Raw genomic sequence first — 18644 nt, 5'->3', positions numbered from 1 at the left:
GGGGTGTGGCCGGGCGCTGCCTCTCGGTTCGTCGATCTCGCCCAGGACTCACCGCGAACGCTCGCGCTCGGCCTGCAACCGGGTCGGTGAACCTGGGGTCGTCGGGATCCCGGTCCAGCACCTCGTCGCAGGCCAGGTAGAGGCGCTGGAACTCCGGGTCGGCGAAGGCCGCGGCGGATGTGATGAACCCGGAGACCCGGTCGTGGATGTTGAGGTAATCCAGGCCGACCGCGCTGGCGCCGGGCAGGAACACCACGGCCGGGCCTCCGGCGCCCGAGCGGTGGAGGAACAGGCGCCGTCCCTCGATTTCGTAGAAGCGCCCCAGCGGCGCCTGGCGTGAGGTGATCATGAGCCGATGTTCCAACCCTGACGCAGGGTCAAGGTCAAGCCGGCCGCTTCAGGCGTGACGATTCCGGCCTCGGGGAACAACGAAACAACCGTTGGCTCTCTTGGAAGCTGAATGCGCCCAGCGCCGCGGCCGGATGAACGTGCTCAGGACCAGACGCTCAACGGAAGGCAGCGGCGTTCTCCGAGGCCCACTGCTGAAATGGGCGGGCTGGGGAGCCGGCTTCCAGCGATACGGTGTCGTGCACCTTCAACAGTTCGTCGTTGGTGTCCGGTCCACGAGGTCGAGCACCGCATCCGCGGTCTCGTCTCCCAGGTAGGAAGCCTTCTGCTGTTGGGCCTGTGCACGGCTGATCTCGACGAACAGCTCTGCTGCCGGGCTGTGACGAGCGTTGGCCCCAACAAGTACCGACAACTGGGCCGTTCATCCGTACCTGGCTGAGCCGTTCAACGAGTACGCGGACACCCTTCCAGCGTTGTCAGCTTCTCATCGACGTTTTTTCGAGCTGTCTGATCGCTGGGTGCTGCCCAAAACCGTCGACAAACCTTGCCCGCTCTTGCTCACGAACCAGTAGCGCGTCCCGCCATCGGCACAGGGAATGTGTGACGCTGGGTCAGCAATATGCCGCCTGGGCGATCAACCATGCAGTGAGGAGCGCCTCGTATGTCGAAACCTCCGCTTCCCGAAGCGGCAGTCGCCATGTTGGCAAAGGCCAATCCGGCCGTCATCGCGACGTTGCGGTCGGATGGCCACCCGGTCTCCACGGCTACCTGGTACCTCTGGGAAAGAGGCCGGGTTCTGGTCAACATGGACGAGGGCCGTAAGCGGCTGGAGCACATGCGCAACGATCCCCGGGTAACGCTCACCGTGCTCGACGAAGGCAACTGGTACACGCAGATCAGCCTTGTCGGCCGGGTCACCGATCTCCATGAGGACAAGGAATTCGCCGACATCGACCGGCTGGCCCAGCGCTACCTCGGAATGCCGTATCCGCAACGGGACCGTCGCCGCGTCAGTGCCTGGATCGAGATCGACCGATGGCACGGCTGGGGCTCCTTGAAGGACAGCAGCCAGGCCGGGTGACGCCGCCCCGGCATCAAAGACCTCCGGCGGTGCCTCCGTGGGCGGGGGCGGACTGCGGGGAGCGCCCTGACCGATGCGGACCACCCGGTGGTTGCGGTCGTAGCGGCTCTCGTCGGTAGTGTCCGTGAGACCTGGGGCAATGCCCGCCCAGCCGAAGGAGCTCGACATGTCGATGATGCGCACCATACGCAGGGCGGTCCGCCTCCCCGGAGCCCGCCGGAAGGTGGATCTCAGCCACCCGGTCCGGTCCCCGCTCGGCAGCGCGGTCGTGAACTGCGTGGTCTACCTGGACGGCGTACGCCAAGTGGGCCACTGCCCGGCGGAAGAGGCCGTCGAGCGGGTGCGCAAGGATGGCAACGGCTTCGTATGGATCGGTCTGCACGAACCCACCGAACAGGAATTCTCCGGGATCGCCGAGCTGTTCGGCCTGCATCCGCTTGCCGCCGACGACGCCGTACACGCCCACCAGCGGCCCAGGCTGGTTCGCTACGACGACACCCTGTTCGCCGTCCTCAAAACCGTCTGCTACGTCGAGCACGCCGAGCTGACGGCGACCAGCGAAGTGGTGGACACCGGCGAGATCACGGTCTTCGCCGGACCCGACTTCCTCATCACTGTCCGGCACGGCCGCCACGGCTCTCTCGGCCCCCTGCGCGAAGGGCTGGAGGCTGTCCCCGAACAGCTCGCCAAAGGCCCCTCCGCCGTGCTCCACGCGATCGTCGACCACGTGGTCGACGACTACCTCGACGTCACCGCCGCCGTACAGAACGACATCGACGCGGTCGAGACCGACGTCTTCGCCCTCCAACGCACCGAGGGCGTCGACGCCGGACGGATCTACCAGCTCAAGCGCGAACTACTTGAATTCAAACGAGCCGTAGCACCGCTGAGCCGCCCCCTCCAGGCACTCTCCACCCAGCCCATGCCGCTGATCGACCCGGACATCCAGACGTACTTCCGAGACGTCACCGACCACCTGGCCCGGGTCACCGAGCAGGTCGCCTCCTTCGACGACCTGCTCAACTCGATCCTGCAGGCTCATCTGGCCCAGGTGACCGTGGCCCAGAACGAGGACATGCGCAAGATCACCGCCTGGGCCGCAATCATCGCCGTCCCCACGATGGTGTGCGGCGTCTACGGCATGAACTTCAACCACATGCCCGAACTGCGCTGGACATACGGCTACCCGCTTGTCCTCTGCGTCATCGCGGCCGCCTGCGTCACGATCCACCGCGGCTTCCGCCGCAACGGCTGGCTGTGACCGAAGCGGCCGCCGACCGGCCGGCCACGCGGGCAGGAGTGGGCGGTTTCCCTGCGGGGGCCGGCGGACGGTCGGCGCAGCAGCGGAGAAGTCCTCGCAGGACCACCTCGCCTGCGGCATTGACTCCGCCGCACCCGGATGTGACCGTCCTCCCGGGCCACCGCCCGATCACAGCGCTGCACGGAGCTCGGCTACAGCGGTATGTGGATGTCGATGACTGGCCCGGGGCCGCGGGTGGGCGGCGCGTCCAGACTCTCCAGGACGTGGAGCATCGGTGCGTTGACCGCGGCGACCGCGGCGGTCAGGGTGTGGTGACCGCTCCGGCGAGCCACGTCGGCCGCGTGTGCGGCCAGTGCGGTGCCCAGTCCCTTGGACTGCCATGCGTCCTCGATCAGCACGGCGAGTTCGCCCACACCTTGCCGACCGGTGCGCATGACGTTGGTCATGGCGATGATGCGGTCCGTGCGCTCGGCCGTGGTGGTGATCAAGGTGGTGCCGCGCTCCGGGTCGGAGAGCAGCCGCCATCCGGCCCGGGACAGCTCGGGTTTACCCGCGTGGTAGCGCAGGGCTCGGCTGTCCAGCGAGCAACGGTGGTGCAGCGCCTGGATCGGTCTGAGGTCAGCGGGGGTTACCTCCCGGGTCCGGGTGGCGGTGCCGTCGGTCAGCGTGATCGGGTGCGCGGTGCTTCGGGGCCCGGCGTCGGGCATTCGGCGGTCTCCTCACATTTGCGAACGTGACTGATGTGCCGCGGAGCCCTCTCGGGAGGGCTTATCCGCCTTTGCTGTAGGTGAAGTCTTTTGCCGCTCCTCGGGCGATTCAAGGTGGTTTCACGCCAATCGATTACGGTTCGCGCATGCTGTGTCACGGAACGGAGTTGGCAGAATTCCGGGACCCTCCGGATGAGCGGCGCGGGGCGGCTCCGCGGGCACGGTCTCTTCAGCACCAGAACGCGCGCAGGCGGTACGGATGGCCGTAGCATCCGCACAGGCCCTCGACCTGTGCGGGTGGTGCACCGGCGGGCGTAGGGCGAGGACTACCCCCATCGGCTGATCGCAGAGAATGGGGAGCATGGGTGAGATCAGATCTCCGGCCGTGTCCATGGCGCTCGACGACCAGCTGTGCTTCGCGCTGCACTCCGCCTCGCGGGCGGTGACGGCGGCGTACCGGCCGGTGCTGGCGGAGCTGGGGCTGACCTATCCGCAGTACCTGGTGATGCTGGCGGTCTGGGAGCGCGGCGACGTTCCGATGAAGGAACTGGGCGCCGTCCTCGGGCTGGACTACGGCACGCTCTCACCGCTGCTGAAGCGGCTGGAGACGGCGGGGCTGGTGCGGCGGGAGCGGCAGGCGGACGACGAGCGGCTGGTCACCATTGCGGCGACGGAGAAGGGCGAGGCGCTGAGGGCAAGGGCCGAGCAGGTGCCGGGAGCGATGGGGCGGAGCTACGGCATGTCGGCCGAGGAGTCGGAGCGGCTGCGCGTACAGCTGCGGGATCTCATCGACCGGCTGAGCTGAGCAGGCCTCGCCGGCCTGAACGAGACGCGTCGTGGAGTGGGATCAATCACACGCAGTTACATCGTGCACAATTAAATTGTGCACTATCTTTCTGGTGGGCGAGCCGCCCGACCGTGGATCACGGAGATCGCAAAGGTCATAAAAAGGAGTGTCGTTCATGGATTTCGTCAGGTACGAGGCGTACACCCCCGTCGAGCGCCCCACCTACCAGGAGGAGCTCGACGAGGTCGTGCGCAATGTCGCGCAGAGGACCCGCGAATCCGTTGAGCGGCAGGGTGTGGGCCGCGCGGTCCGTACGGCCCACGGCAAGACGTACGGCCTGGTGAAGGCCACCGTCACGGTGGGTGAGCCGCCCGAGCCGTACGCCCAGGGCATCTTCGCCGGCCCGGCCGCCTACGACGCCGTCGTGCGCTACTCCAACGGGCTCGGCCACCTGCGCGCGGACTCCCTGCTCGGCGCGGCCTGCGGTATGGGCATCAAGATGTTCGGCGTGCCCGGCACGTCGCTCCTGACGGACGAGGCCGAGGCGACCACCTTTGACCTCAACCTGATCAACAACCGGGTCTTCTTCGCCAATACGGCGTACGACTACATGGTGATCGAGCGGCTGTTCGCCGAGCTGCCCGACGCACTGGTGAACCCGGCGCGGCGGAAGTCGTGGATGGGTGAATTCCTCACCCGCCAGGGAACGTTGCAGACTGCGGACGAGTGGCTGTGGGACGAACTGTTCGCGATGCTGTCGTTCGCCCAGGTCCCGCGGAAGAACCTCCTCTCGTACACGTACAACAGCATGGGCGCCTTCCGGTACGGCGATCACATCGCCAAGGTGCGGACCGTCCCGACCCCGGGCTCGCTGGCGGGCATCGAGCACGGCGGGGTCGATGTGCTGTCCGACGGCGAGGCCTTCCGCAACACACTCGTGGCGGAGGCGGGCGAGCGCGACCATTCCTTCGAACTGCAGGTGCAGCTCAACACCGACCTGACGCGAATGCCGGTCGACAACACCTCGGTGGAGTGGCCGGAACAGCTCTCGCCCTGGGTCACCGTGGCCCGGATCGCCATCCCCCGCCAGGACATCTCGGACGAGGAGAACCTCGCCGCCGCGGACGGAACTTCCATCACCCCGTGGCGCTCGCGCGAGGACCACCGGCCGATCGGCGAGATCCAGCGGGTACGCGAGGAGGTGTACCGCCGCTCCTCCATCGAGCGGCACCGTCTCAACGGCCAGCCGCGTCAGGAGCCGGCGAGCAGCGCCGAACTCCTGGGCTGAACTCCTGGGCCGAGTCCGGACGCCTGTCCCCCGCGGGCTCCCCGGCAGGGACAGGCGGCACCGGGCCGGGGGCCGAGTCGACCCCCGTCCGCCGGTTGCCGGCGGCACGGCGTACCTCCTCGACAAAGCCGGAGCCGATGAACACCTCGCCGTCAACACGGAAGCCCCGCTTCGGCGGTTGCGTCAGCAGGAGATCCCCTGCTGACGCAGCCAGTCACACTGGGTTTCCCCAGAGGTCTTGCCTCCGTCGTAGACGCGGGGGTCCTTGTACCCGGGCCCCACAGGCTCGTTCTTCTCGAAGACTCCGTCGCCGTCGAGGTCGCCTCCGTTGGGGGTGATCTGCGCGCCTTTCGGGAAGCGGCAGGCCGCTCGGTCGGCCGGATCCGTCGTGCACTTCTCCCCCTGCCCCTGTTGAGGTTGCTGCTGTTGTGGCCGGGGCTGCTGTTCCTGCTGTTGACGGAGTTTGGTCATGTTTTCGCGTGCTGCGGCCCTTGCCTCAGCGGCTTCGGCTGCCTTGCTCTGGGCCACGGCCTGTTTCTCGACCGCATGTGCTGCGGGAGTGGGTGAAACTACCCAGGCCGCTACCGGGCGGGACTGGGACGATGGGGATTCTGTGCTGCTGCACGCCGCGAGAGGGAGAACCACGAGTGCCGCGACGAGGGCACAGGTGCTGAGGTGCTGGCGATGCCGGTGTCCCCGGTTCATGACATGCCCAGTGCTGTAGTCGTGAAAGTAAAACCGCTTGATGCGAGGTTGGGGCAGGCACCGCCCAGTCGTCACCAGCTCTCGCTCGGCGTCGTCCGCCGGTCTGCACGGTCAAGGCCCATTATCTCTCGGATATTCGCTGATGGCCCCGAACGTGGAGTCCGGTCCGTAAGCCAAGACCGTCGGCGGGCTCCAGGCCCGAACGGCGCGCACCTTCATCTTGTGGATGTCGGCGGCCGTGAAGGCGAAATACAGCGAGGGTCCGCTCACAGCGAACTGAACATGCAGGCAATCGAGTTGAAAGACAAACCGCGCATGGTACTTACGGACGACGCTTCCGGCGCGGAGATGCCGTTGCTGAGCCCGCACCCTCGCCCTTCGCCGGCTCGCGCCCCGACACACAGACGGGACCTGCGAGGTGGGCTTCCTTCGCCGGCATTGTCCGGATCAGGTACTGGAGGTCGCCGTCCAGTCTCTCGACTTTCCGGCCTCTCAGGTCAACCAAGAGGTAACGCCTTGGCGAAAGCCAGAACTCCCTTCTCCAAGGCCACTCCGGCTGAGCTCCCTCGCTCGCCCCGCAGGCCACTTTCATACTACTCCCATGCAAATCGGACGCCAAGAACTACGGGGCCCTTGGGTACCCGGCAGTTTGGTCACCTGGCACGGAACAGGGCCGGAAGGCCATCGGGAGTGCCCGTTGAGCCGGTCGCCGCAGTCGGCTTTACTGAGAGTGACGAGGGGGGCGAGACGCGTGCAGCGGAGAGGAACCATGCACCGCGCAATCGGGCCCCTCGAGAAACGGGGTAGTGCCCACTCCCAGGACCAGCTGCTGGAAGCTTCCCTGCCGGTTGGGCTCCCCGCCGCGCCCGACGACGGTGGGGCAGGAGGCGCGGCCGGCCACTCCCAAGGCCACCGATCCGAGAAGCATCCCGCCGAGCGCACCGAATCCGCGGCTGCCGATCACGAGGCAACTTGTGGCGTCGAGCGGAGTCCCTTTCGAGTACGCCTTCACGAGAGTGCGACACGCTCGCGGAGCGCGGGCCCCCATGTGCGGTGATCCAGCTGCCCTGACGTGCCTCAGGCCGGCGGGCGCAGGCCCGGGGACCGATACGAGGTCGAGCATCTCGGCGCGGTAGAGCCTGGCGGCCTCGTCGGTCCGGGTGCGCCGACGCGCGCCACCCCGGCCGCGAGGCGCCGACGGGGACGGGGGACGGGGGCGAGGCGGAGCGCGCACTCGATGGTGGCCCAGGGGATACGGAGCCGCTGCGCGTGCCGGACCGGGCCTCCCGAGCTGTCCCGCCGAGCACCGGAGCGACCACGCGCGCTGCTCACCGCCGGATCTGGGTGGCCCGCATCGGACTGTGGCGCGCACCGGCCGTCGGTCCGGTGGCACTCGCCGTCGTCTGCGCAACGCCGACCACAGTGGTTCAGGCGACCACGCACCACGCCGCCGCCGAGCCGACGCGTATCCCGCGGATCCGACCGGCTTCGCAGAGGCGTCCCTCTCGGCGTGGCTGCGCAGGGACGCCGGCGCCGACAGCGCACCGCGATCTGCGCCTGAATATCGACGATGACCCTTCGCTTTGGTGGTCGGCCGTCGAGCTTTGTCCCTCAACCGTGCGCGGAGCGCCACTCATTGCGGGAAGCGTTCATGGAGTGGCCGGGGTTGTTCAGCGGGTGGCGATGTGGATGTTCATGAATTCGGCCCATTCTTTGCCGGCTTTGGTGTCCCACAGCGGGTCGAGGTCGGCGTCGTGTGAGATCCAGTCTCCGGTCAGGGCGCTGTCCGGGGTGCGCAGGCTGCGGTCGAGTTGGTTGAGGGCGGAGCGGGTGCAATCCTCCCGCCAGTGATCGCTGCTGTAGTCGGAGGGGAGACTGGCGTCGGGAAGGTTGCTGGCCAGGGCGAGGAAGCAGGCGGCGTTGTAGTGCGTCATCCACCCGGCGGAGCCCTTGCGGACCGGGCCCCAGTGCCGCGAGGTGGCGCGACGGTCTTCCAGTGAACGGTGCTCGACTTCGTCGTGAGCGTGGCCCGAGTTGGCATGGTCGGGAAAGAGAAGGCGGCGCATCCCGGCGCCCGGTGCCCGGAAGCGGCTGCGAACCAGCACTTCTTTCGCCACCTGGTCGAAGGCGTGGCGGACGGTGCATTGTTGCCGGTCTGCGCTGTGGGCGGCGGCGTCGACGGTGAGCCCGTTCCGGCGGATTCCGGTGAGGTCATGGGCCGCCAGAGCGATGGTGATCGCACCGCGGAACGTGCGCCGGCGTGACCGCCGGGCAGGAAGCGGGAGGGGGGTGAGCCAGGCACCCCAGTACCGTCGTTCGCCGCTGTTGGAGCGGCCTCCTGGAACGAAAGTGCGCATCCAGCGGCGCAGCAGGGAGGAAAAGCGCAGGCGTCGGCGAATGTCTTCCAGATGAAGACGGGCGTTGCGTGCCGCGGCTTCGAGCCGGATGGTCTCCTGCGGTGGCAGGTCCGCGCTGCGCAGCAGGGGGCGAGCGATTCTTGAGTAGGCGATAGCGATCCGGTAGGCGGTTTCTATGTGTTCGGGCCACAGCTGGGTGCAGCGTGCGTAGAGAGTGATCGCCTGCTGCTCGTACCTCTCGGGGTCGTGGGCGTGGACCAGTTCGGCCAGGGCGGCTTCGTTGAGGCGGATCACCAGGTTGCTGGGGGCGTACCGGGCCGCGGTGGACAGCGCTGTCAACGCGGCGCTGTAGTCGGTCTCGCCCCCTCCGTCGTCCTGGCGGATGCAGCGCTGGAGATAGCTGCCGTGGCGATAGTGGGTGAGCGCGCGGACGTCGTCGCCCCAGCGTTCCCACCGGGGCATCCGGCGGAGCATCTCCCCTTGGTTGTGGACCTGCATGAAGCAGTAGGCGGCGGTGGCCTCGACGAGCTTCTCCTCATCGTCGCCTTCCATGACCCGGGCAGCGATGATGCGATTCTGCGGCACTCGCTCGATGCGCACGACGCCCCGGCGCGGGCTGTCGTCGGTGCCCTGCAGTTCGAGAAGGTGGATGCGGTAGGCGGGCGGGTTGGAGACCGCGAGGCGCAGCAGTGCCTCGAGCCAACGGTGAGGGCCGCCGGCCTCCTGGGCGGTGGCGTCGGCGGAAGCCGCCGAGGAGCTGCCCGGAGCCAGGATGTTGTCGCTCTGGTGCTCGCCGAGGTGGGCAGCCAGATGCGCGGTCAGTCCGTAACTCCCCGCCTGCTCACCGCCGTCCGCACCCGCCTGGCGTTCCTGGTAGAGGACCAGCGGTAAAAGCCGTCCCCGACTGCGCAGCCGCATCAACAGCGCCGAGATGCCCCGGAGCACCCCTATCAAGGCCAGGGCGGCGATGGCGATGAGTATCCAATTGACGGCTGTGCCCAGGACCTTTGTGATCGCCTCGCCTACCCACATCTGCGTTCCCCCCGCGAGACGCACCGCACGCCACCTTGCGTATATCTATGAATTTCCTGACCAAGCTCGCATCAACCCCACTCGACCAATTGAACAGACATTCCGGATCGTCGTCTCTTTTGCAACGACGGAGCAGCCGGGCGGCGGACACCGCCCGTGGCTCGACAAAGCTGACCGGTTCGCGGCGACCCCGCGGTTTTCCAGGGGTGCCGGCCGTTCGGGCCCGCCGGCTCCGACCCTTGGATCGCCTCCAGTCGGCCGGACCAGGGCCGGACCACGGAGGGCCGCAGCGGTGCCTCGACTGGTTCGGGACGCCTTCTTGCGGCCGGGTCAGGGGAGGTTGAAGGCGTCGGCGAGGGTGTCGATCTGGGCGGTGAACAGGGTGGCGCCGGTGTGGCCCATGCCATGGAACTGGCCGGAGACTTCGAGGCCGTCCTCGACACAGCGCGCCCGTTCGGGCCCTTCGACGAGACCTTCATGAACGAGTACGCCGAGATCTTCTACCAGCACACCGAGCCACAGATCATGGACTCCTCCGCCTTCGAGAACACCTTCGGCGTGCGCCCGGCTCCGCTGGGCCAGACCCTCGATGACACCCTCGCGTGGTACCGGGAATGGCTCGCCGGCCAATGAACCCCTGCCGCCGGTGAACCCCCACCCCCCACCAGCAGGCGTCACCCGCACCTCCGAAGACGGGCAGCGTTATTCCTGCCGAGGATGCCGAGCGCCGGATAGGCGACTCCGGGAGATCTATCGCCAGACCGGAGCTCTCCTGGTCGGCTGAGGCTCAGTCACACGTGGAGTGACGGAGCACCTTGACAGACCAGCTGAGATCGGGCGGGGCGGGCACCACCCCCGCCCGATCTCAGGTCCCGGGAAGCAGGGAACAGCGCGCGTTCCCGCGCTCAGGCGAGTCGCGTGAGTTGTCGGGGTGTGCGCCTGACCACCGCGATACCCACGGCCAGGGCCCAGTAGACGATGAGCGCTGCGGTCATGGCGGTGTTGCCCCAGCCCACGGCGCTGTAGAACTGCGCGGCGTCCGTCCCGAAGAACAGCGACGGCACGAACGCGACGTTGACGGCGGCGACGACATAAGCGCTGCGTCCGGACCAGCACGGCAGCACCCCGCTGCGCAGGATCGCGTATCCGGCGGCGGTCAGCAGAACTGCCGTCAGCAATCTTGCGACCGAGCCGTGCATGAGCATGTTCGCGTGTGCCAGCGGACCGTCAACGGTCGGGTCGAGTGTCCCGCCCGGATACTCAAGGACGACTCCGGCCTCGAGGGAAGCAGCGACCAGAGTGACAGTGACATAGGCCAGTCCGGAACCGAACACCAAGCTCGCCAACCACTCGAACCCGGCCCCCGCATCACGGATCAGGTGTCGCAGTCCCGCCAGGAAAGTCAGGAGCAGAGCGCACGTCAGGATGTTCAGCAGGATTCTTGCGAGTACGTTCCAGGCCGGCGGTGCTCCCGAGTACAGGAAATACAGAGGAACGCCGACCGCCGCGAGCGCGCCTGCGGCGATACCGCAGGCGCCCATCAATCGTATGCCTGAATCATCCATGTCGCTTTTCCTCTCCTTGCGTTGAGTGGAGTGCGAGCCGGGCTTCGACGCCGTCCAGCAGGCGGCGGACACCTGCGCGCACGATCGGAGTGACGTCACCGTCCTCCTCCTCATCAAGCCCCTCCCCGGCTGCAATCGAACACAGGACGGGGAAGAGCTCCGGGTCCAGACGCTGGGCAAGGACCCGGCCGTATGAGGCTGCGCCTGCCAGGTCCAGCTCAGTGGCCACCCGTGCCAGGTCACGCACAGCGCTGGAGACGAAGGTGGCGATCGGGACCAGCTCACTGCGGTGGAGCCCGGCACGGGCGAGAGGGCTCAGTAGCGCCTCGAACCAGGCAAGTTCATTTGGACCGACCGGTGCGCTCAGCGTGGGTGCCCGCACCATCCACGGGTGGCTCAGATAGAGGTCCCACAGGGCCTCCACCCACGACTCGATCTCAGTGCGCCATGCCGCCGGAGGAGATGACGGCGCGGGCGGGCGGCCGGTGGTGGCGTCGACCATCGCAGCGACGAGCTGATCCTTGCCCGGGATGTGCCGGTACAGCGCCATCGAGGAATAGCCCAGCTCGGACGCGATGCGCTGCATCGACAGCGCATCCAGGCCCTCGGCGTCGACGATGGCGACGGCGGCGTCCACGATCAACCGGGCACTGAGCCTGGGACGGGCACCCTCGGCACGTTCGGCCTCAGTGCGCCACAGCAAGTCTGCAACAGCTTCCGGACCGGAGACGCCGACGGGACGGCCGGTACGGTCTGCGCGAGGCATGCGACCCCCTCAAGGAACGTTTATCGATACGCCAAGTATATGGCATAAACTTTCTGTGCAACCATCCGTCTGCACAGCCCAGTTCAGCGCTCTCACACGCGCTCAGAAACGCCGAGCCCGGACATCGCTGATCCGCAGCGCAGGCCGCGCGGCTGCAGGGCGAGGGGCGCGGACAGGGCCCACGGGGCTCGGCCGGCGACGCTGCAGGCGGCGCTTCGATCGGCCCAAGGGGTGACCCTTGCGATCAGCGCACGCAGCGGAGCGCTGAGTTCGGAGGGGACGTGGAACTCTCCGCGCGTCGCCGACCAGCCAAGCCACCTGCTCAGGGGCCTTCGGGTACGCCACTGAGCCGTCCTCAGTGAGCAGCACCGGCCACCGCGGCCGCGGCCGCGGTGGCCGCGTCGGAAGAGCGCGTCAGTCCACGCCGAAGTTCGGTGTGGGGTCGATCAGCTCGTCCCAGTCGTAGGTGGGCGTGGGAATGCCGAAGGGATCACCCGGGTCGTACGGCGAAGTGGTGCGCCCCGGAGCAGGCGGATCCGCGGTGGGTGTGCCGTCGGGGCCGCAGACCTGCGGCGCGGACGGGGCCGTGAGCCCGTACTCCGCCACCCGCCTGGTCCTGAACTTCACGTCCTCGCTGTCGGTCACGCCGTCCCTGATGAACGTGCTGATGTCCTTGGGAAGTTCCTTTTCCTTGAGTGGCCCGCCGACCGATACGGCGATGAGCGAACCGGTGCAGGGAGTGAGCTTCACCGCCCGGACCCTCTCAGGCAGCGGGATGGAGTGCTCCTTGCGTCCATCGAAGCGTACCTGCTTCCGCTTCATCACAGCCATGTCGAAGTAGTAGTTGGGGCGCGGCGAGGCGGCACCGAGGCCCCCACCCGTCACCGGCCCGCGCTCGGCCGCGGTGTAGGTGAGCCTCCAGAACTCCACCTGCACGGTGATGGGCTTGCACAGCGGCCCGTAGCCCTCCACGGCCCTCTGCAGCTCGACGGCGTCCTGACCGAGGGCGAATGCGGAACCAGGGGTGTCCACGTTCAACTTCAGCCAGTCCACGGCGTTCCGAGTCGACCACCTTCCGTTCGGGTGGCACCCGTCGGCATTGCTGGGATACGGCGGAGGAGAGGAGGACGAGGGGGTGGGCGATGCGCTGGTGGACGATACCGTCGCCGACGAGCTGTCCGCGGGCTTTGCGGTGTCCTCCCCGCCCGAACAGCCGGCTGCTGCAAGCAGCGTGGTGCCGACGAGCAGTGCAGCCCCCCGCCTACCCGTACCACGCCGCCACGACTTGATTACGTCGTTCACCACAGCCCCCCGTCGGTGCACTTCCGGTCCCCCGGGAGGGCGCTGCCCCAGCCCGCCCCCCGGCCCCCTGACCCCTAGGCCCCCCGGCCACCTGCGCGACGGCGCCTTCGGAAGACACGAGGATCCTCACACGCGGCACGGACCACCGCAGCCTGAATGGACCATTCCTTTCAGATGACGGCGCTTGGCACCGTCCGGCGTCAGGACGCCGTCGGCCGTCGGCCTCACCGGCGCCCTGGCCGCCCTCCTACTGATCCGTGCTCGCCGATCGTCGGTGCCGCGCCCACCAGCTTGGGATGCGTGCATGAGGACATGCCGGCCTCCAGCAGGTCGACGGAAGGGGCGAACGGAGCACGTGTGGGCCCTACGCCCGAACCCGGAGAGTGCGGCCGCGGACTCTCCTTGTGGAGCAGGAGCGGTTGCGCAACCGGCCCAAGTCTCCCGCACTCAGTGTGATCAACCGGTAGCCTTCTGATACGGACTCTGGGGGGCGGTCATGGGGGCAAGCGGGCGCGGAGCGCGCAAGGCGGTCATTGCTGTGTTGGCGGTGGCGGTGCTGGCTGGGGGGTCTGCCTGTTCGTGGCCCACGTCACCCGCACCCTCGTCCGTCTCGGCGTCGTCGGACGCTGCGCCAGACGGGATCGACAGCAGCGGTAAACCAGGCGGAGGAGAACCCGACGCCTCGTCCAACACTGCGTCAGGTGGGAGCGACAGCAGCGACAGACAAGGGGGAGGAGATCCTGACGTCTCGCCGGTGATTTCGCCGAGCACCGATCTGGGATCCGGCCGCACTTGGGACCCCAGCGCGTACCCGACAGCGACTGAGCCCCCGTCCGACAAACCCTGCAGCAGCCCGTCGGATGCCCACGCATGCGATCGAGAACCGTCCCCGCGCTCACCTGGTGTCTCCCCCGGCCCGACGTCCGCTCCGCAGGTCCCCTAGGGCATCCGGTGCAGAGTTCCTCTGCTCCTGACCGTGCCATAGCCCGGCGGCGTCGCCGCCTGCAGACAACGCCGTCAACTGTCCGGCGGCGGGCCTCGGCCCGATCCAGTCGCGCCCTGCCGACGGCCGGCGCGACTGGGCCCGCGGAGGCGGTGAACGCCGCTGTGGCTGCGAGCTCGTTCTTCGCGGCCCTGATGTTCTATGCGGGCGCCATGTACGCCAGTGCCTACTACGCATACTTCCGCGTACAGGCCTTCTCACTGGGTTTCAGCTTCTTCGAGCTCGTCCTGCAGAGCCTGCGGCTGATCACCATGCCCGTACTCATCACGATGGCCCTGGCCGTACTGGCGCCCAAACTCCCTGAGCTGTTGGCCTCCCTGGGAGTCCCCCGGCGGCCCGTCCTCCTCGCGCAGCGGGCCGGGCGCACCCTGGCTGGGCTGCATCCGTTGATCGTGCTGGCCGGCATCTGTCTGATGGCGCTCTGGCCGTACATCCAGCCCTACCGATGGGCCGCGCCGGTGTTGGTGGCGAGCGGTCTGCTGCTGGGCCAGACCCGCGCTGCCCAACAGCCGCCGCGTCCGTCCTCGGGGTGGCGCAGCGGCCTGCCCATCGCCATCGCAGGTCTGTTTCTCATCTGGGCCGTGGCGCTGGCCGCCGGGCAGCAGGGCCGGCAGGAAGCCGAGAAGACCGCTGACCTTCTGGTGCGCCGTACTGCCGTCGTCCTGCTGAGCACCGAGCGTCTCGCGATGTCGGGACCGTCCGGCCTGAGGTCCGAAGACCTGGGTGAGGGGCAGCACTACCGGTATCGCTACAGCGGCCTGCGGCTGCTGGTCGAGCGGGACAAGCGCTACTACCTGTTGCCGCTGGGATGGCAGTACCGCACTGACTCGACGTACGTCATCGAGGATGACGACAGCATTCGGGTCGAGCTCTACCCCGGCACCCAGCCACCCCCTTGAGCAGAGACCCGCGCACCATTCTTATGAATGTCGCTCGGACCGTGAGCCAGGCACCACAATGCGCTACTGACGGCTACCTGATCGAGGTGGCGGACCACGGGGTTTCGAAGGGCTTTCAGCACCCACCAACAGCTGAGAACGGCACAGGTCCCGTCCGTGGGGTGTGCTCAAACGGTCGACGCACGACGCTCACCTCAGAGCGCTCCGCTCTTCAGGTTCGCTTCAGGTGGTTCTTGTCAGAGTGATCATTACGGCCGCCGCCAGCGGTGGCCGCGTACAGCGTCACCAGAACGAGGGAGCAAGCCGACGTGCAGGCACTGATGGATCACGCGCGGAATCTCGCCGACCGGGCCGAGGAGTTCAGCCATCTCGCGGGCGGGCAGTCGCCACAGGCACTGTTCATCACCTGCTCCGATTCGCGGGTGATCCCTGCTCTGATCACCGGCGCGCGGCCCGGGGACCTGTTCGAACTGCGTACCGCGGGGGGCATCGTGCCGCCCTACGATCCGGCTCGGCGTTCCGGCGAGATGGCGACGATCGAGTACGCCGTCGAGATCCTCGGAGTCGCCGACATCGTGGTGTGCGGGCATTCCCACTGCGGTGCCGTCGGCGCACTGGTGCGCGGCGAGGATCTGGCGGCCGCGCCGGCGGTGGAGTATCTGCTGAGGGGCGAACAGCCGCCGGCCCTCCGCGCGGCGGCGGATGACGGCCCGGCTCCAGGCGAGGCCAGCGTCCCCGCCGTGCAGGAGCACGTACTCCGGCAGCTGGAGCGCCTACGCGACTACCCCTGCGTGTCCGCACGCCTGACCGAGAGCCGGATAACGCTGCACGGCTGGTGCTACGAGGTGCACACCGGGCTGGTCACCGCTCACCGCGGAGGCGGCGCGGGCACCCCGGGCGGCGCAGACGGTGCAAGCAACCCGGTCGGCGCAGGCGGTGCAAGCAACCCGGTCGGCGCGGGCGGTGCCGGGTTCGCACCGCTGTGATGCCGCCCGTCCCGCGGCGCGCCGGCCCCCGCACCTCTCCTACCCCCTCTCTCGGAAGGCACTGATGTTTTCCCCTGCCCTTGGACGTGAACTGGGCGCATCCGTCGTCGTGTTCCTGGTCGCCCTGCCCCTGTGCGTGGGTGTGGCCGTGGCCTCCGGCTTGCCCGCGGAGGCCGGTCTGATCACCGGAATCGTCGGCGGCATCGTGGTCGGGCTGCTCCCCGGCAGCACCTTGCAGGTCAGCGGTCCCGCCGCCGGTCTGACCGTGCTGGTCTTCGAAGCGGTCCACACTTACGGTGTCGCCGCCCTCGGCGTCATCGTCGTGAGCGCCGGACTGCTGCAGGTCCTGCTCGGCGCACTCCGCCTCGGCCGGTGGTTCCGGGCTGTGTCCGTCTCCGTCGTGGAGGGGATGCTGGCCGGTGTGGGGCTGGTCATCATCGCGGGCCAGGTCTACGCCATGGCGGACCGCGCTGCTCCCACGACCGGTCTCGGCAAAGTCATGGGCGTGCCGGAACTCGTCGGAGGACTGTTCGGCTCCGCCCAGGCGCTGACCGCGGCGGCCGTCGGCGCCGGTACGGTCCTGGTGATGGCGTTGTGGCGCCGTGTGCCCGGTCCCCTGCGCGTGGTGCCGGGGCCGCTGGTCGCGGTGGCCCTGGCCACCGGTGCGACGTCACTCCTCGGACTCCCGCTGAAGAAGGTCGAGGTCCAGGGCCTGTTCGAGGCCGTCCACCCAGTGAGCCCGGGAGACTTCGGGCAGTTGGCCCAGGTGGGCGTCCTCGGTACGGTCCTGGCCTTCACGCTGATCGCCTCTGCCGAGAGCCTGTTCAGCGCGGCGGCGGTCGACCGGCTCCACAGCGGACCGCGGACGGACTACGACAAGGAGCTCATGGCTCAGGGCGCGGGCAACACCCTGTGCGGCGTCCTCGGTGCGCTGCCCATGACCGCCGTGATCGTGCGGAGTTCGGCCAATGTCGATGCCGGAGCGCGGACCAGGGCCTCCCGGGTGCTCCACGGAGTGTGGCTCCTGCTCTTCGCCGCCCTGCTGCCCTTCGCGCTCGCCCTCATTCCTGTCGCGGCGCTGGCGGGCGTCCTGGTCCACGCCGGGTGGAAGCTCCTGCCGCTGCGGCAGGTCCGGACGATGTGGCGGGAGCACCGCGCGGAAGCCGGCATCATGGTGGTCACCGCGCTGGCGATCGTCGTCGTGAATATGTTCGAGGGCGTCCTCATCGGCCTCGCCCTCTCCGTCGTCAAGTCGGCCTGGGATACCTCACACCTGCGCACCCGGGTCCACGACCGAGGGACAGGCCCGATCCAGGTCTCGCTCACCGGCAACGCCACCTTCCTCCGGCTCCCGGCCATCCTGGACACGCTGGAAGCCCTGCCCGCCGACCGGCCTGTCCGGCTCGACCTGTCAGGGGTACGGCATCTGGACCACGCCTGTGCCACCGCCCTCGCCTCGTGGACCGAGCGCCACAACAGCTCGGGACAGGAAGCGCGGATCACGGAGCAGGCGAGCACCGCCACCTGACGCACCGAAGCTCGGCACATACTGGAGCTCTGAGGACGCACTGAGCCAGGGGGCAGGTGCCGCAGGCGTGCGGCCCTGCCACTGCATCCACTCAACCGTTTGACTTGCGGACCGGACCGAGGGTGCCGCCCACCCCCTGGGCCCAGGTGGGTGCTGTGACGCCGGGTGTGACCGTCGGTGCCGAGGAGGCCTTCTCCCGATGCAACGGTCTCGCCGGAGTTGAGACGGGTCAGGCGGACCAGGCGGGCGGAGTTGTCGCAGTTGAGGTTCTGCTCCCCGTCCTGGCCGGTGTTCTCCCCCCAGCTGTGCGGATCGCCGTTGAGCACGTCAGCGAAGGCGCTGCCGGACTCGCCGGTCCCGTCTGGCGGCGGCGAATGGCGGCGTACGCGCTTTACCCCATCGCGATGGCGCTACTGCGAGCGCCGCGCCGTCCAATGGGTGATTATCTCGCCGTTCACCACTCGTTGAGCCCATGGGGTCGCTCGAATGCGGCCTTCTCCAGTGGTGCGGAGTCGCGATCGGGATGACGGTGATGACGTCGCAACTGCGATCCGATGAGCCGACGACGTGTCAGCCTTCGCAGTCTCGCGGCGAAAGGAATCTGTCTCATGCGCACTGCTCGTACCCTGTTCGCCTCAGCCGCCATCACCGCGGTCCTCGCGATCTCCGCCCCCGCCGCGAACGCCATGACCACGGCCGACGACTGGGGTCACGACAGCGGCTCATCCTCCGGTAGCGACCACCGCAAGGACTCCTGGCAGGGCGGCGGCCACGAGAAGTCAAAGGACGGCCGCAAGCCCCACGGCGGCGTGCACACCGGCGGCGGCGCCCTCGCCACCGCCGACGACTGGGACCACGAGAAGTCAAAGGACGGCCGCAAGCCTCACGGCGGCGTGCACACCGGCGGCGGAGGTCTGGCGGACTCCGAAGGCGGTCTCGCCGCCGGCTCGCTCCTCGCGCTCGGTGGTATCGGCGCCGGTGCGTACATCCTGCGCCGCCGCACCGGCTCGGGCACTGCGGCCGCCTGAT

At 68.4% G+C, this 18644-nt stretch carries 15 protein-coding genes, 3 pseudogenes and 1 riboswitch; of the genes and pseudogenes, 9 read left to right on the top strand and 9 right to left on the bottom strand.

The window, feature by feature from the left end; genetic code table 11:
• Window positions 1-506: 506 nt before the first annotated feature.
• Window positions 507-703, bottom strand: a pseudogene (locus tag ABZW18_RS10395) (capsule biosynthesis protein CapD); the annotation flags it as partial.
• Window positions 704-1009: 306 nt separating this feature from the next.
• Here ABZW18_RS10395 and ABZW18_RS10390 point away from each other — a divergent pair.
• Both ABZW18_RS10390 and corA read left to right on the top strand, forming a co-directional pair.
• Window positions 1010-1429, top strand: coding sequence for a PPOX class F420-dependent oxidoreductase (locus tag ABZW18_RS10390; protein WP_356184876.1), 420 nt, complete (start codon window positions 1010-1012; stop codon window positions 1427-1429).
• 166 nt (window positions 1430-1595) lie between these two features.
• Complete coding sequence (gene corA, locus ABZW18_RS10385; RefSeq protein ID WP_356184873.1) at window positions 1596-2690, top strand: magnesium/cobalt transporter CorA; 1095 nt, start codon at window positions 1596-1598, stop codon at window positions 2688-2690.
• Between the two features lie 191 nt (window positions 2691-2881).
• On the opposite strand, the gene ABZW18_RS10380 is transcribed toward corA, so the two are convergent.
• On the bottom strand, window positions 2882-3397 hold the full coding sequence (locus ABZW18_RS10380) for a GNAT family N-acetyltransferase (RefSeq protein ID WP_356184870.1): 516 nt from the start codon (window positions 3395-3397) through the stop codon (window positions 2882-2884).
• A 361-nt stretch (window positions 3398-3758) separates the two neighbouring features.
• On the opposite strand from ABZW18_RS10380, the gene ABZW18_RS10375 reads away from it, so the two are divergent.
• The gene (locus tag ABZW18_RS10375) at window positions 3759-4202 is read left to right on the top strand and encodes a MarR family transcriptional regulator (protein ID WP_356184867.1); all 444 of its coding nucleotides are present in this window, start codon (window positions 3759-3761) and stop codon (window positions 4200-4202) included.
• Window positions 4203-4359: 157 nt separating this feature from the next.
• Window positions 4360-5472, top strand: a complete 1113-nt coding sequence (locus tag ABZW18_RS10370) for a catalase family protein (protein ID WP_356184865.1) — start codon at window positions 4360-4362, stop codon at window positions 5470-5472.
• 183 nt (window positions 5473-5655) lie between these two features.
• Here the strand turns inward: ABZW18_RS10370 and ABZW18_RS10365 are convergent, their stop codons facing one another.
• The 4 genes and pseudogenes from ABZW18_RS10365 to ABZW18_RS10350 form a co-directional block, all read right to left on the bottom strand.
• Window positions 5656-5943, bottom strand: a complete 288-nt coding sequence (locus tag ABZW18_RS10365) for a hypothetical protein (RefSeq protein WP_356184863.1) — start codon at window positions 5941-5943, stop codon at window positions 5656-5658.
• 641 nt (window positions 5944-6584) lie between these two features.
• A riboswitch (TPP riboswitch) is annotated at window positions 6585-6755 on the bottom strand.
• A 143-nt stretch (window positions 6756-6898) separates the two neighbouring features.
• Complete coding sequence (locus tag ABZW18_RS10360; protein ID WP_356184861.1) at window positions 6899-7225, bottom strand: universal stress protein; 327 nt, start codon at window positions 7223-7225, stop codon at window positions 6899-6901.
• 622 nt (window positions 7226-7847) lie between these two features.
• Window positions 7848-9566 (bottom strand): hypothetical protein, encoded by a 1719-nt coding sequence (locus tag ABZW18_RS10355; RefSeq protein ID WP_356184858.1) that lies wholly within the window; start codon window positions 9564-9566, stop codon window positions 7848-7850.
• Between the two features lie 330 nt (window positions 9567-9896).
• Window positions 9897-9998: pseudogene (locus tag ABZW18_RS10350) on the bottom strand (TetR/AcrR family transcriptional regulator); the annotation flags it as partial.
• Window positions 9999-10010: 12 nt separating this feature from the next.
• Between ABZW18_RS10350 and ABZW18_RS10345 the strand changes: the two are divergent.
• Window positions 10011-10199 (top strand): annotated as a pseudogene (locus ABZW18_RS10345) (epimerase); the annotation flags it as partial.
• Between the two features lie 272 nt (window positions 10200-10471).
• Here ABZW18_RS10345 and ABZW18_RS10340 read toward each other — a convergent pair.
• The 3 genes from ABZW18_RS10340 to ABZW18_RS10330 form a co-directional block, all read right to left on the bottom strand.
• Window positions 10472-11131 (bottom strand): hypothetical protein, encoded by a 660-nt coding sequence (locus ABZW18_RS10340; RefSeq protein WP_356184856.1) that lies wholly within the window; start codon window positions 11129-11131, stop codon window positions 10472-10474.
• Window positions 11124-11897 carry a TetR/AcrR family transcriptional regulator gene (locus ABZW18_RS10335; protein ID WP_356184853.1) on the bottom strand — a complete coding sequence of 258 codons (774 nt, stop codon included), beginning with the start codon at window positions 11895-11897 and terminating at the stop codon, window positions 11124-11126. The genes ABZW18_RS10340 and ABZW18_RS10335 overlap by 8 nt, the downstream gene beginning before the upstream one ends.
• 414 nt (window positions 11898-12311) lie before the next feature.
• Complete coding sequence (locus ABZW18_RS10330) at window positions 12312-12950, bottom strand: hypothetical protein (RefSeq protein WP_356184850.1); 639 nt, start codon at window positions 12948-12950, stop codon at window positions 12312-12314.
• 1356 nt (window positions 12951-14306) lie between these two features.
• On the opposite strand from ABZW18_RS10330, the gene ABZW18_RS10325 reads away from it, so the two are divergent.
• The 4 genes from ABZW18_RS10325 to ABZW18_RS10310 all read left to right on the top strand — a co-directional run bounded on the left by ABZW18_RS10325 (window position 14307) and on the right by ABZW18_RS10310 (window position 18643).
• Complete coding sequence (locus tag ABZW18_RS10325) at window positions 14307-15101, top strand: hypothetical protein (RefSeq protein WP_356184847.1); 795 nt, start codon at window positions 14307-14309, stop codon at window positions 15099-15101.
• A 308-nt stretch (window positions 15102-15409) separates the two neighbouring features.
• Complete coding sequence (locus ABZW18_RS10320; protein WP_356184844.1) at window positions 15410-16087, top strand: carbonic anhydrase; 678 nt, start codon at window positions 15410-15412, stop codon at window positions 16085-16087.
• A gap of 64 nt (window positions 16088-16151) precedes the next feature.
• Window positions 16152-17615 (top strand): SulP family inorganic anion transporter, encoded by a 1464-nt coding sequence (locus ABZW18_RS10315; protein WP_356184841.1) that lies wholly within the window; start codon window positions 16152-16154, stop codon window positions 17613-17615.
• A 608-nt stretch (window positions 17616-18223) separates the two neighbouring features.
• Window positions 18224-18643 (top strand): hypothetical protein, encoded by a 420-nt coding sequence (locus ABZW18_RS10310; RefSeq protein ID WP_356184840.1) that lies wholly within the window; start codon window positions 18224-18226, stop codon window positions 18641-18643.
• The last annotated feature ends 1 nt before the right edge of the window (window position 18644 follow it).

Origin of the sequence: Streptomyces sp. NPDC004647, from assembly GCF_040609575.1 — a bacterium.
Lineage (GTDB): Bacteria > Actinomycetota > Actinomycetes > Streptomycetales > Streptomycetaceae > Streptomyces.
This window is presented reverse-complemented; position numbering and strand designations above follow the sequence as displayed.